The sequence below is a fragment of the Prevotella sp. tf2-5 genome (genome assembly GCF_900115435.1).
Lineage (GTDB): Bacteria > Bacteroidota > Bacteroidia > Bacteroidales > Bacteroidaceae > Prevotella.
Genome location: NZ_FOWK01000003.1, coordinates 254347 through 267771, shown reverse-complemented (window position 1 = coordinate 267771; position 13425 = coordinate 254347). Strand labels below are relative to the sequence as shown.

The following is a 13425-nucleotide window of genomic DNA, read 5'->3' as shown; positions in this document are numbered from 1 at the left end:
TTATGCAGGAAGGCTGATAGCCTCTGACGGACAAACGTCAGCACATGTGCCGCACTCTGTGCAAACATCAGGGTTGATAGAATACTTATCGCCCTCAGAGATAGCTCCTGCGGGGCACTCATCGATACATGTTCCACATGCGATGCAGTCGTCACCAATTACGTATGCCATAATTCTTTTCGTTTAAAAAGTTAATACTAAATACTCATTATTTATGATGCAAAGATAGGAATATTTTTCGATATATACCTAACTATGGGTAGAATATTTTCATAATTTATACGACGTCGAAATAATAAAGGGCTTTCTTCCTACGTTATATTTAATGTGAATAAGAAACGGTTTATACTCCTGATGCTGTTGTTTGTCGGTGCTCTTTACGCACAAGCCCAACAGCGTCGTGTACAGCACAAGCCCTACATCGACTTGCGCCCTTTGCATTTTGGTATCGTAGTAGGCACCCACTTGCAAGACATTGAGTTTGAGAACGTTGGTTTACAGACAATTGTCGACGAGGAGGGGAATGTCAACGATTACCTGATTATGACAGATGCAGATAAGTGGAATCCTGGGTTCTCCGTAGGTGTTCTTGCGGAATTACGCCTTCATGAGAACTTCGCTTTACGTTTCTCCCCATCCATGCATTTTGGTGCCAAGCATCTCAGTTTCATCAACATGACCGATTTGGATGAGGAAGGTAATCCCCATAAAGTAACACAAGACCTTAAAAACACATATGTCGGATTACCTGTGAACATTAAGTTCAGTGCTCCCCGCTTCAACAACTACCGTCCTTTCATCTCTGCCGGTATCAGTGGGATGATCAACCTCACAGGTGGTGATGACGACTATATCGCCTTGAAACGTTTCTCGTCGATGATAGAAGTAGGTATTGGTTGTGATTTCTACTTACCTTTTTTCAAACTCATTCCTGAGCTGAAGTTCTGCTATGGTTTGGGAAACAGTCTCAACACCAACCATATCAATGAGTTGCGCGACGCCAACAAACGAGCCTATGCGGGTAGTGTCAGCAGTGCACAATCGAAAATGATTATGCTCTCTTTCTATTTCGAGTAAAGCGTCAAACGCCTACTTTTTTATTAAGTTTAGGATCATCTTTCCCACGAAAATCGCATGTTTCCCGTTCTGGTCGACAGGTACCTGTTTGCCATCCATATCAGTCAGATACTCTAACTTCTTAAAATAAGTATGAGTATGTCCTCCTAAGACAAGGTCAATATAACGACTGCGAGGAACCATATACTGGTCGTCCTCCCCACGGTTACTGTTCCATCCCAGATGAGAGAGACAGATGACCACATCACATTTCTTTTCCTTCTTCAGCATCGTTGCCGTCTTCAAGGCGGTTTCCCCCGGATCCAGATACTTCACACCTACGCAATTCCTGGCAGCAACCAGTCCTTCCAACTTGGGGGACACCCCGAACACCCCGATTCTCAACCCGTTACGTTTTATGATGACATAAGGTTTCACCAATCCCTCACAAGGGGTTCCCGTAAAATCATAATTGGCACAGACGATGGGGAATGTGGCAAGACGGAACACACGAGCCATTTCCTCTACCCCAAAATCGAACTCATGATTACCTATGGTCACAGCATCATACCCCATCCGGTTCATCATTCCGATCTCGACCTCACCTTTGAAAAAGGTATAATAGGAAGACCCCTGAAAGAAATCACCACTGTCAAACAACAAAAGGTCCGGACATTTCTCCCGCTCTTCTTTCAGCATTTCGATACAACGCAAGGCACCTGCCCTACCTGCCTTCATCGTGTCAGGCAGTTGACTGTTGATGGGGACAATCGTACTATGGATGTCGTTGGTATGCAGGACAACCAACTGTTTCTGTTTTTGACCCGAAACCGTTAAAGGTAATAAAAGTAAAAAGAAAAAGAGAATATGTACACGCCTCATACTTGAAATCTTAAGTTATCTATTGTTCTACGACTCTTCCTTCCATTTGCGAATCCACCAGCTTACCCTGTCGGTCCATCTCACGGAAATAGTTCATGATAACAAACCGGCTGTTGTTCTCATCCGACAGAGGAGAATTGACATCCTTCGCCTTGTGGAATGCCGACATCTTGTCCGTTCCATCCAACAGGTAGTCAATGGTGGCAATCCGATAGTCACGTTGAGGATCAACAACTTGTCCGTTGATGGCGGCACTTACCAGTTTGCCGTCCTTTGTGATTACCATCCTGACGGCATGACTGACGCCCTCGCCACCTACGGATGCCATTTCCGAGAACAGCTCCAACACGTCAGCACCAGATAGCGTGGCAAAAGCTATTTTATTCTCAAAGGGAGCTATATCCAACACATCTCCATAGGTTACCGCACCCGCCGGTAAGTCCGCACGGATACCTCCCATGTTATAAACACCGAAGTCGACATGCTCCCCATAGTCCTTTGCCGCCCACACCATGATGTCAGCAAGCAAATTTGACAACTCACTCTCAGGACGCTGGACATGCATATACCTTGCCATATGCCCCACCACCGGACTTGTAATACTGTCAATCACATGTCTATAGGTATCCAAGAACCTCGATGCCTCCATATCGTAATGCGAGTCATAGCGTGCGTCCACCAAGATACGGGAGCGTTCGACGTTAACCACCTGATAGCTGCTCTTGCATGATACCATCACCACAGCTATCACTGTCAAAACACATAAATTCCTAGTCATTGTCTTATCTTATATGGGCAAAGGTACAAAAAAAACATGTTTCAAGCAAATTATTCTCTTTCTACTTCCCACTTTTGTGTACAAACCTGTAACTTCGCTTAAAAGACTCATGTTCGAAAAAAATGCAAATAAATCAAATTTTATTTTGTAGTTTGCTTACTTATTCGTACCTTTGCACCCGCTTTCCGCGTAATCGCTGTCAGGAAGTAACGAGTTGCCTGTTATGTTGCGTAGGAACGATACAACAATTTAATAAGAAAAGAAATGGATCTAATTAAAGTTGCTGAAGAAGCATTTGCAACCGGCAAGAAGTTCCCAGAGTTCAAAGCTGGTGACACCATCACTGTCGCTTACAAAATTATCGAGGGTTCCAAGGAGCGTATCCAGCTCTATCGTGGCGTAGTCATCAAGATCTGCGGTCATGGTGAGAAGAAACGCTTCACTGTTCGCAAGATGTCTGGTACCGTAGGTGTAGAACGTATCTTCCCTATCGAGTCTCCGAACATCGACTCCATTGAGGTGAACAAGGTTGGTAAGGTTCGTCGCGCTAAGCTTTACTATCTGCGCAAGCTCACTGGTAAGGCTGCTCGTATTAAGGAGAAGCGCCACAACGTGGGTGAGTAATCCCATCGACCTGCACAACATAAAAAGAGACATTCCCCGTGGATGTCTCTTTTTATTTCTTGACTTTCTCCCCTACCTCGTAGTTCGACTCTCCATCATCCTCACCATGCAGGGCTTCCTGGAACGACTCCCAGTCCTGAAAGCCAGCCAACAACGAGAGCCTGTCAAGCGTCTTCTTGTTGGGCTTCCTCAACAGTTCGTGCTCCACAGCCTCCAGCAATTTTCGTAATGCGTGTCTCTTTTTCTCCATCGTCATCTGTTCCGTTAGTCCCTGCAAAGGTAGTGCAAAATTTCGATTTAGTGAAGAGAATGCAAATTTATTTGATTCAATCCCTCATTCCGATATCTCCGACCGCCGTTAAAGGTGCCTTACACAGGGGTAACAGATTACGGGTGATGGGGTATTAGGTACGCCCTTCGAGGGAGTTAGAAGCATCCTTTCAACCGTTCGGCTATAGCCAAACGACTGAACGGCTCCAGCCAAACAACTGAACGCCTATAGCCGTTTTCAAACCGCTCAAACAATAGTCGTTGTCTCAAAATGTCATCTGGTAGGGGGATGGTAGCAGGGTTGTAGCACGATTGTAGCAGGATAAATCCTGATTGTGCTACAGGCTCCGCCCTTTATTTATCAGCATTTCAGCCACATTATAGCAGGGATAGCAGGATTATTTTGTTTTTACACATAGAGACAGAAAAACGACTGGCAAAAACGTTGCTCTGCCAGTCGCCATAATTATAGATGAATATTGGCGGTATTCGAGTTACGAGAACAAAGAGCAAAAGCTCAATATCTATGTATAAGTACGAACAGAAACGCTAATCTGTAAGTTAATAATTAAATTAAAATCTCTCTGTGACCTCGAAAGGCTGAGCCTCATCAATAAGGTCGGAAGCGTTGTTCGTCCTGTTTTTATGTCATTGGCAAATCTATTTTAGAATTAGACAATAAAGTTATTACGATTGCAAAGAAACGAAAAATCGAGAGCTGAACAAAAGAATTTATTCTTTTTTTGCCGAGATGGGGTATTTTCGTTATTTATGCCAATCATACGAAAAGGTTGGAAAGAGAATCATTTTCTCAATTATATTTGTGTAATTCAGTAGAAATTATTATCTTTGCCTATGAATAGTAAATAGTTAAGACATGAAAGACTATAGGAACGACTATCAGGAGACCCACAGATGTGACAAGTATTATGTTACCCTGCAAGACGGAAGTATCTATCGTCATGAATCTAAAAAGTATTGAAAGGAGAACTTAAAAGAAATAACCATAGTTAAATGATATGAATAAAACACGCCACATTATTATATTAATGTTTGTAATGATTTACACAGGAGTCTGTGGTCAGACAGTACGCAAGAATACTACCACGACTAAACACACTGTGACACATACAACAACTACTAACAGGCAGTCATCCACCGTTAGCCTTCAATCCTTGGCGGCAACCCAACCGTTTATTTTCCAACAAATAAAAATGCGCGTCACAGCCAAGAGTTTCAAAGAGACCCTTATCCGTCAAGGCTATGAGTTCGATTGCGGTAATCTTAAAGATGACTATCCTTTCCTGACATTCAACCTAAAGCGTGGTGAACACAATATAACGTTGATGGTTCATTCCACATATCAGGGAAAATATGTCTATCGGATCTACTATACAGAAAATGGGTTCAAGTCAAAATCAGAGGCCAATATGCGCATCAAAACCCTGACTAATCAAGCTCGCAACGACAATGGTATAAAGATGGGGAAATGTCCACACAATGATAATATATGGGTCTGGAAGAACGGAGAATTTTCCGCAACAATAACCGAAGGACTTGTAGGCGAATATGGCATTCTGCTCTCTTATCTTGATACATACTCCTTCTTGTTGGTCAATCAGGAAGCCAAAACGCACAAAGGAAATAAAAAACACTATGATCCCATTGATGTGGTTGCATGGGGTGAGGAAATAATGGACATCAATGATAAAGACCGTGTTCAATCTTTCTTGGAGAAGAATGGTTTCCATTACCAATGGGCTGACGAGAATAATGCAAAATTCCAGATGAAAACCGAGTCGTGCGATTTTGTAGATTGCAAAGTTTATCCTTTTGATAAGAAAATACCCAATTCTAACATACGTGCCACCATGTTTACCTTAAACAAAGTTTATGTACAAGATTTTCCTTCACTTCTGAAAAAACATGGATATGTAGCCGTTCCTGGAAAGGACGATGAGTGGCAGAAAGGTAACAGACGGTTACGTAAAGGAAGTGCTCTCTGTTTTTTTGAAGGAGAAAACGACGGTATGATTGTTGAAGAAGGAAGCATTGACTATCTATTTTATTTTCTATCACAAGAAAAGCCACAGCCTAAGGAACAAGAGAAAACAGAGACACCCATCCCAGACAGGAGACCTGTTCCACCAACACCAGGTGGAGTTGTAGAAGATGGTGTTGCCTGGAATCCAACTCTGATACAACTATGTGACTACGTCCTAAGGAACAATGATACAGAACAAATTCAAAGTGAGCTAACAAAGATTGGAGGCTTTAGACTGTCAAAAGAGTTATTTGGGTCAGGTATGGAAGGCTTTAATGGCAAGTATTCCAATTGTGACATATATGTGAAAAGCAAGAATAAAAAGTCAAAGGAACTCAAAATCCTCAAGGTTACTATACGAAAGAGATCGGTTTCCAATATTCAAGAGGAACTGGAGAAATTGGGATATAAGACCGCACCACGGAAAAAGACTGATTTGGAGAGTTTCCACTATTACTATTATGAGCAAGGAAGCAAAAAAGTAGAACTGGAGGAAGTCACCTCTCACGAATATGAGGTAGTACATTGCACTTTTACTATAGAAGAGGAAAGGAAATAAAAAGTATACTAAATATTATATAAATAATTATGAAAAAGATTCTGCTTATGTGTCTGACAATGCTGTTAATTTCACAGACAATTGTTTTAGGACAGACACACCGTACAAAAAAAAGAGTGGTTAAAAAGACAACGACAACATCCTCCCAATTGAACAAAGGGAAGAAGCGTCCGACTTCAATGGATACACTTTTTGAAAGATTTGCGCAAACGGGGCAGAATCCTTTTGGGGCTTTACCCTCATTGATAGCTGACTATCAGATGCCTATTTGGAATGCCTACGAAGGATCCACAGGGCAGAACAAACTATACGCAGGAAGACCTTACGGAGAACTTTGTGCAGAATATATCTCTAAATCAAAGGAACTTCAGAATCATTTCCCTGGTGCTGTTATATCTACTACCACAGATGCTGATTTAGGTTTGAAGTTAGCGGAGGAATTCCATGTTGTCGGGTTCACAGCCAGTGGTACGGCAGGAGCTTATGCAGGTATTTATGAGAAAGTATCTATCAGAGCAAAAGTAGCGTATGACAATCTGCCTCATCGCAGTAATTTAGCGTTGGTAGTTTACTCTGGAGACGAACGTGAGTATTGGGGATTGGAGAATCTGGATGCATATTATTATAATCATTCAGAAGGCTATCTAACTTTTTTTGTAAAAATCAGCGCATGTAACTCTTATATTATGTCACACATCCATCATATTCTTCTTACTAGCACTCAATCAGAGGCCTATAAAAAAGCGAACTCCAAACGTATTTCTATGGAAGCCGATTTTTCTACAAAATACATGCCGAGAATGTTTTAATAAATTCCCGATCTATTACCCTGCCTTGATCATATCATACGCCAATCGTTCATCGCCATTGGCAAGATAGATAATACCACAATAGGAAAAACCATATTTCACTATGTTATGACGCATGATGTGGTTGTCTCTATGGGTGTCGATGCGGATATACCGCTCTTGGGTAAAGCAATAGTCCATGATACTCCTGAATACGCCATGAGTCTCTGGCACACTGGCAATCCTATGGATGACATGATAAGACATCGTGTCATTGGTCCATTTCCCATTATATATATTAAAATAGGTGGGATCTGGAGAGGGAAGGAAAGCAAAATAGGCAACAACCACACCATCATCCTCTATCACGAAACTACCGAGACGCTCCACGTCAGCCTTGACAATCTCCAATGAGGGATATCCTTCACCCCACTGATTCATATTCCCCGAGGCACGCATTATACCCTTAGCGGCAGAGAACACCTTCATGATGCGCTCTGCGTCATCAGGCAGCCTTGTCTCACGTATGATTCGTTTCTTTCGTATCATTATTATCTAAGCTTTGGCTATAACACCTATCCAACGAGTCCGAATGATTCGAGAACTACGATCCCTATTTTTTTCTGATTAAACTGATGCAAAGATAGTCAATTTTCTAGAATTATGCGTATCTTTGCAGATGATTTAAAATAAAGTTGTACCTTTGTACCCAGTAACAAATAGTATTAATAGAATGAAAGAACTACAGCTGAAGTACGGATGTAATCCGAACCAAAAGCCCTCACGCATCTTCATGACAGAGGGAGAGTTACCTATTGAAGTGATTAACGGTCGTCCTGGATATATCAATTTCCTCGATGCCTTCAATGCCTGGCAGCTGGTGAAGGAGCTGAAGGCGGCTACTGGCCTGCCTGCCGCAGCCTCGTTCAAGCACGTATCACCTGCTGGTGCCGCTGTCGGACTACCTTTGAGCGACACCTTGAAACGCATCTATTTCGTGGATGACGTAAAAGGACTCGACGATTCCCCCATTGCCTGTGCCTATGCCAGAGCCCGTGGCGCCGACCGCATGTCATCGTATGGTGATTTCGTGGCACTCTCTGACACTTGTGACGCAACGACAGCATTGTTGTTGAAGCGAGAAGTGAGCGATGGTGTGATTGCTCCTGACTATACTGCCGAAGCTATTGAGATACTGAAAGACAAGCGCAAGGGTACGTATAATGTGATTAAGATTGATCCCACCTACCAGCCTGAGCCTGTAGAGCGCAAGCAAGTATTCGGCATAACCTTCGAGCAGGGACGTAACGAGATCAAACTCGACGACCCCGCCCTGTTTGAGAACATCCCCACACAGAACAAGACATTCACCGCAGAGGCAAAGCGCGACTTGATTATCGCACTGATCACTTTAAAGTATACCCAGTCTAACTCCGTCTGCTATGTGAAGGACGGACAGGCTATCGGCATCGGTGCTGGACAGCAAAGCCGCATCCATTGCACCCGTCTGGCAGGAAACAAAGCAGACATCTGGTGGTTACGACAGCATCCGAAAGTGATGAGCCTGCCTTTCAAGGAGGGAATCCGTCGTGCTGACAGAGACAATACCATTGATGTATATATCTCAGAGGACGAGCACGACGATGTATTGCGCGATGGAGCCTGGCAGCAGTTCTTCACCGAGCAGCCTGAAGTACTCACCCTTGCTGAGAAGAAAGAGTGGATTGCCAAGAACACGAAAGTCGCTTTGGGCTCTGATGCTTTCTTCCCCTTCGGTGATAACATCGAGCGTGCCCATAAGAGTGGCGTGGAGTTCATTGCCCAGGCTGGTGGCTCCGTCCGCGACGACCACGTCATCATGACCTGCGATAAATATGGTATCGCAATGGCATTCACAGGTGTTCGTCTTTTCCATCATTAATAATATAGGTACTATAGATACTATAGGCACTATAGGAACTATAATTAAAAAACTATGAGTAAAGAAGACGATTTCCAGTCAATTCTGGAGAATGGTATCTCGTTTGGTCGCGGCGGTGGTTCTCATAAGGAGGACGACAAAGTCAAGACCAAGGCGAAGAAGAAAAAATACATCACTGGTGCTCACGGTAGCGGCTCTGCAAGGCAGAAAGCCAAATACCGTGAGCAACGGAGAAACAGGCATAAGTAAACTAAAACTATAATACTAATAATGAAATCATGAGAAAACATGTATTTACCTTATTGACCCTCTTTATGGTCACACTGACGGTCTCAGCACAAAAGCTCGTTGGTGGTGACCTTAGTCTTGTCCCTGCCTACGAACAGGCTGGTGACAAATGGCTAGACTCTGAGGGGAATGAGATTAACACCTATTACAACGACGGCATGATAACCTATGTCCATGAAGTTGCCGGATGGAACGCAATACGTGTAAGGTTGTTGGTAGACCCATCTCAGGATGACGCCCCTGCCACTTGTCAGGATCTTGACTATGTAAAGAAGTTGGGTAAACGTATCAAAGATGCGGGAATGAGTTTCCTGCTCGATATCTTCTACAGCGACACTTGGACAGATGTCAGTCAACAGTGGATTCCCACTAGTTGGGGCTATAACAGAAATACTGAGACGGCAACACTGGCAGCCAAAGTGAAGAGCTATACAACAGAGGTTTTGAATGCACTAAACACTTACGGTGCCAAACCCGACTACATCCAAATTGGCAACGAGGTAAGCTATGGCATGCTTTGGGACAATGCCTCTGGAGCAAGTAAGAACAACTGGTTTGTCACTAGCAGTACCTATGAGGCTCAGACTGCCAACATCACCCGTTTTGCAACCCTGCTGAAAGCTGCTGCAGAAGGTGTGAGAGCCTCTGACTGCTCTTCAGCAAAAATCATTCTCCACTGCGAGCGCACTAATAACAACACACATTGCCAGAATTTCTATAGCTGGGTCGAGAAAGCTGGTTTTACCGATTACGATATTATCGGACTAAGCTATTATCCCATCTGGCACGGTGACCTCAGCAAGCTAAAGGCAACACTCAACACACTGATTACGACATTCCCTGCTAAGGAGATACATATCGTGGAGGCTGGCTATCATCATACAGATTTCACACCAGGATCAGGCGAAATAGACACCCGCAGCATATGGCCATACTCTCCTGCCGGACAAGCTGCTTTTCTAAAGGATCTTATCGCTGCACTGAATACCTACGAAAAGGTAACAGGTCTCTACTACTGGCAACCCGAAGAGTGTGGAAACGGAGCTGATAAAGAAGGAAACAACCGTGTGATGGGCAACTGGGACAACCGAGGATTCTGGCAGATTACGTGGAAAAGCGGAACACACACCTTGAACAGTTCCACCGCTTTGATGACACTGAAGACTTTCCTCAGTGGTGGTGATGAGCCACAAGAGCAAGATGTCACCGACGATTTTATCGTCAATGCTTCATTCGACAGTAATATCAGCGGATGGACCAATACTGGAGGTACAGCGCAATGGAAACAAAACACATGGGCACCCCTTTCCAATTACTGCGAATTTGCATGGACTGGCAATGCTATTGTAAATCAGGAAGTAGTTCAGACACCTACTCTGCCAGCGGGTACTTACAAACTTACTGTCAACTGTGCCTCAAATAATGGTTCAAAGGGTATCTTCCTCATTGCAGGAGATCAAAGTAAGGAAATGACAGGAACAGGAAATGTTGAGACTTTCTCCGTTGAATTTACTGTTTCTTCTGAATCATCTGTCAAGATAGGGCTTAAACTTCTAAATACAACTGCCACATGGGTCAACTTTGACAATTTCAAGTTAGTCAAGAAGACTACAACTGGTATCATCAATACCAAATGGCAACCTGCCATCAACGACAATGCCTGGTATACGCTAGGTGGACAGAGGTTGACAAGTAAACCCACCAAGAGAGGTATCTATATCCACCAAGGGAAAAAGGTAGTGAACTAAAAGTTCAACTCCTTTCCCCGGTAGAAATCCAAGAGAGTGATCTGATAAAGGTGTTCATAACGTGCCTGCACCAGATCGCTCTCCGCTTTTAGGTAACGGTTCTTCGCCTCATTGAACTCCGTGATCGTTGCCTTGCCATTCTCGTATTTTGCCTGTGCTAACACAAAAGCATCCTGACTCGACTGGCGGGCTGCCATACTACTCTCGTATTTCGCCTTGGCAGCTACCGCATTATAATAGACCTGCTGGATCTCCTTGTAGAGGGTCTTCTTCACATTGTCCAGTTTCAGCTGCTGGTTCTCACGGTCGAGACGTGCCAAGCTGATTTTGTTACGTGTCGAGAAACGGTTGAAGAGCGGAACACTCAGGTTCAGACCGATATACTGGGAGAAATTATTCTTGATTTGAGTTCCAAAGTTATCCGACTGCATTCCGCTGGTCTTATAGTAGTTGGTCTGCAGACCACCATTGAGTGCGAGTTGCGGATAACGGGCTGCCTGTTCTATCTTGATACTCCTTGCAGTGGCATCCAGACGGATTTGCTCAGCCTTGATCTCTGGTTTGAACAGGAGTGCCTCTTCGAAGACCACCTCAGGACTGGGCAGTACAACGGCATTAAAAGGAGCACTGGGACGCACAATCTCAAAGCCCTCAGGAGTAGGCAGCTCCAACAACTGTGTCAGAGTGAGCAGTGCCAACTGGAGATTATTGTCTGCCTGTGTGGCGGTAAGGACACTCTGGGCGTGGGTAGCCTTCTGTTGTGACACCTCTGCTCCACTCGCCTTTCCATTATGAAAGAACGCCTCCAGACGTGCCACCTGCATCGAGTCGATAGCTACTTGTCGCCAAGCGACATCAGCCATCTCCATATCATAGAGTATCTGCACATAAGCCTTCGCCACCTGCATGCGGATATCATTCTTTGCCTTCTCCAGATCCTCAGTAGCTGCCTCTAAGTTCAACTGGTTGAGCTGGATGTTATTGGGAATGCGGAAACCAGTAAACAAGGGTACACTGGTGTTAATACTGAAGGATGTGGAACTGGTGCTGCGATTGGTATAGGTATTGTCCATGGTGAGACCACGTCCGAAAGAGAAGGTCTCTCCCACCGCTCCTGTCAGATCGGGCAACCGGCTGTTCTTAGCCGTAGACAGGTGTAACTGCATCTGCTGGCGTACCAGGTTCTTCTGCTGGATACCGATATTATGACTGATGGCATAGTCGGCACACTGCCGGAGCGTCCACTGCTGTTGGGCAGAGACGGGCTGGGATATAGTAATTATAGTAACTATAGTGACTATAGGAACTATGGTATTTGATAAAATATTCCTCATCGTTTATTCCTCCTTCGTTTCAGCTACAATCTGCGGACCACGTACCTTATCCTTAGTAGTCAGTCCTTTCTTCACCTCAATATTCACCCCATCACTCAAACCTGTCGTTATCTGATGCCGCTCATACGTCTTCTGGGCTCCCTCTCCCTTTATCAGATAAACAAAGGTGGAGTCACCAGAGAACTCGATGGCACTCTCAGGAATTGTCAATGCTTTATTGACTTGCGCAAGCACAATCTCCGCATTGGCAGAATAGCCAGAGCGAATCTTATCGTCTTTCGCGACCTTGACAGCCGCTTTTATCTCAAACTGGTTGGCACCATTGTTCTCTACCGCTTTGGGGGAGATATACTCCAGAGAGGCGTCGAACTTCAAGTCCTGCAAGGCACCAATGGTAATCTTCATAGGTATACCGCTATAGAGTTGTCCCACCTCTGTCTCATCAATATTCCCTCGGAAAATAAGGTCGTTCATATTTGCCACAGAGGCGATAGTGGTACCCTCATTAAACGTATTGGTATTGATCACAGAGTTACCAACCTTCACCGGGACATCAAGGATAACACCACTAATAGTTGAACGGACGAGGGTACTTGACGCATTAGCGTTCGATTTCGAAACACCATCACGCACTACCTGAAGCGCATCCTCAGAAGCGAGCAACTCTTCTTTCGCCTGCTTCAATTTCTGAGCCACCTTGTCATACTCATCCGCAGAAACGAGTTTCTGTTCGTAAAGGTTCTTCTCACGCTCATAGTCTATCTTCGCCTGCCGGAGATTCAAGTCGGCAAGACGCACACGACTCTCAGCAGAGGAAAGTTGCGCCATATCAGGAATCACCTTCACCTTGGCAATGACTTCACCAGCCTGCACATAGTCACCAGGCTCTTTCATCAACTGTGTGATAATACCACCAATCTGAGGTTTGATATTCACCTCATTACGAGGCTCTATCTTACCAGTGATGATGGTCGTCTTCTTCACTTCATTCATCTCTGGAGTGAACTCGTTATACACTACCTCTTTAGGTTGTGACTTCTGCCACAGGAACACGAAGGTTCCTATGAAAATCAAAGCAATGATTGTTGCGATAATCAGTTTTTTGTACTTTTTCATATTGTTATGTTTTATTG

General features: G+C 44.3%; 14 protein-coding genes. 7 read left to right on the top strand and 7 right to left on the bottom strand.

Annotated elements, in window-relative coordinates; translation table 11 throughout:
• Positions 1-171, bottom strand: a complete 171-nt coding sequence (locus tag BM257_RS04855) for a DUF362 domain-containing protein (RefSeq protein WP_092069029.1) — start codon at positions 169-171, stop codon at positions 1-3.
• A 156-nt stretch (positions 172-327) separates the two neighbouring features.
• Here BM257_RS04855 and BM257_RS04850 point away from each other — a divergent pair, with 156 nt between their 5' ends.
• Positions 328-1077, top strand: a complete 750-nt coding sequence (locus BM257_RS04850; RefSeq protein ID WP_369821300.1) for a type IX secretion/gliding motility protein PorT/SprT — start codon at positions 328-330, stop codon at positions 1075-1077.
• A gap of 12 nt (positions 1078-1089) precedes the next feature.
• Here BM257_RS04850 and BM257_RS04845 read toward each other — a convergent pair whose 3' ends face one another.
• Together BM257_RS04845 and BM257_RS04840 are read right to left on the bottom strand one after the other, a co-directional pair.
• A complete protein-coding gene (locus BM257_RS04845) occupies positions 1090-1938 on the bottom strand; it encodes a bifunctional metallophosphatase/5'-nucleotidase (RefSeq protein ID WP_092069023.1) in 849 nt (282 codons plus the stop codon).
• 19 nt (positions 1939-1957) lie between these two features.
• Positions 1958-2716: a 5'-nucleotidase C-terminal domain-containing protein gene (locus tag BM257_RS04840; protein WP_092069021.1), complete on the bottom strand. Its 759-nt coding sequence runs from the start codon at positions 2714-2716 to the stop codon at positions 1958-1960.
• A 264-nt stretch (positions 2717-2980) separates the two neighbouring features.
• Between BM257_RS04840 and rplS the strand changes: the two genes are divergently transcribed.
• Positions 2981-3340, top strand: coding sequence for a 50S ribosomal protein L19 (gene rplS, locus BM257_RS04835; protein WP_092069018.1), 360 nt, complete (start codon positions 2981-2983; stop codon positions 3338-3340).
• Positions 3341-3392: 52 nt separating this feature from the next.
• On the opposite strand, the gene BM257_RS04830 is transcribed toward rplS, so the two are convergent.
• Positions 3393-3590 carry a hypothetical protein gene (locus BM257_RS04830; protein ID WP_143096751.1) on the bottom strand — a complete coding sequence of 66 codons (198 nt, stop codon included), beginning with the start codon at positions 3588-3590 and terminating at the stop codon, positions 3393-3395.
• A gap of 1039 nt (positions 3591-4629) precedes the next feature.
• Here BM257_RS04830 and BM257_RS04825 point away from each other — a divergent pair.
• On the top strand, positions 4630-6213 hold the full coding sequence (locus BM257_RS04825) for a hypothetical protein (RefSeq protein ID WP_143096750.1): 1584 nt from the start codon (positions 4630-4632) through the stop codon (positions 6211-6213).
• A gap of 29 nt (positions 6214-6242) precedes the next feature.
• Positions 6243-7022 carry a hypothetical protein gene (locus BM257_RS04820; protein WP_143096749.1) on the top strand — a complete coding sequence of 260 codons (780 nt, stop codon included), beginning with the start codon at positions 6243-6245 and terminating at the stop codon, positions 7020-7022.
• A gap of 15 nt (positions 7023-7037) precedes the next feature.
• Here the strand turns inward: BM257_RS04820 and BM257_RS04815 are convergent, their stop codons facing one another.
• Positions 7038-7550 carry a GNAT family acetyltransferase gene (locus tag BM257_RS04815; RefSeq protein ID WP_092069007.1) on the bottom strand — a complete coding sequence of 171 codons (513 nt, stop codon included), beginning with the start codon at positions 7548-7550 and terminating at the stop codon, positions 7038-7040.
• Between the two features lie 184 nt (positions 7551-7734).
• Here BM257_RS04815 and BM257_RS04810 point away from each other — a divergent pair, with 184 nt between their 5' ends.
• Genes BM257_RS04810 through BM257_RS04800 form a run of 3 tightly spaced genes read left to right on the top strand, consistent with a single transcriptional unit; the run spans position 7735 to position 10958 of the window.
• Positions 7735-8922 carry a phosphoribosylaminoimidazolecarboxamide formyltransferase gene (locus tag BM257_RS04810; protein ID WP_092069004.1) on the top strand — a complete coding sequence of 396 codons (1188 nt, stop codon included), beginning with the start codon at positions 7735-7737 and terminating at the stop codon, positions 8920-8922.
• Positions 8923-8976: 54 nt separating this feature from the next.
• Positions 8977-9171: a hypothetical protein gene (locus tag BM257_RS04805; protein ID WP_092069001.1), complete on the top strand. Its 195-nt coding sequence runs from the start codon at positions 8977-8979 to the stop codon at positions 9169-9171.
• A 29-nt stretch (positions 9172-9200) separates the two neighbouring features.
• Positions 9201-10958 (top strand): glycosyl hydrolase 53 family protein, encoded by a 1758-nt coding sequence (locus BM257_RS04800; RefSeq protein ID WP_092068998.1) that lies wholly within the window; start codon positions 9201-9203, stop codon positions 10956-10958.
• Here BM257_RS04800 and BM257_RS04795 read toward each other — a convergent pair.
• Complete coding sequence (locus BM257_RS04795) at positions 10955-12292, bottom strand: TolC family protein (protein WP_092068995.1); 1338 nt, start codon at positions 12290-12292, stop codon at positions 10955-10957. The two genes, BM257_RS04800 and BM257_RS04795, sit on opposite strands and share 4 nt — an antisense overlap.
• Before the next feature lie 3 nt (positions 12293-12295).
• Positions 12296-13408 carry an efflux RND transporter periplasmic adaptor subunit gene (locus BM257_RS04790; RefSeq protein WP_092068992.1) on the bottom strand — a complete coding sequence of 371 codons (1113 nt, stop codon included), beginning with the start codon at positions 13406-13408 and terminating at the stop codon, positions 12296-12298.
• Between the last annotated feature and the right edge of the window lie 17 nt (positions 13409-13425).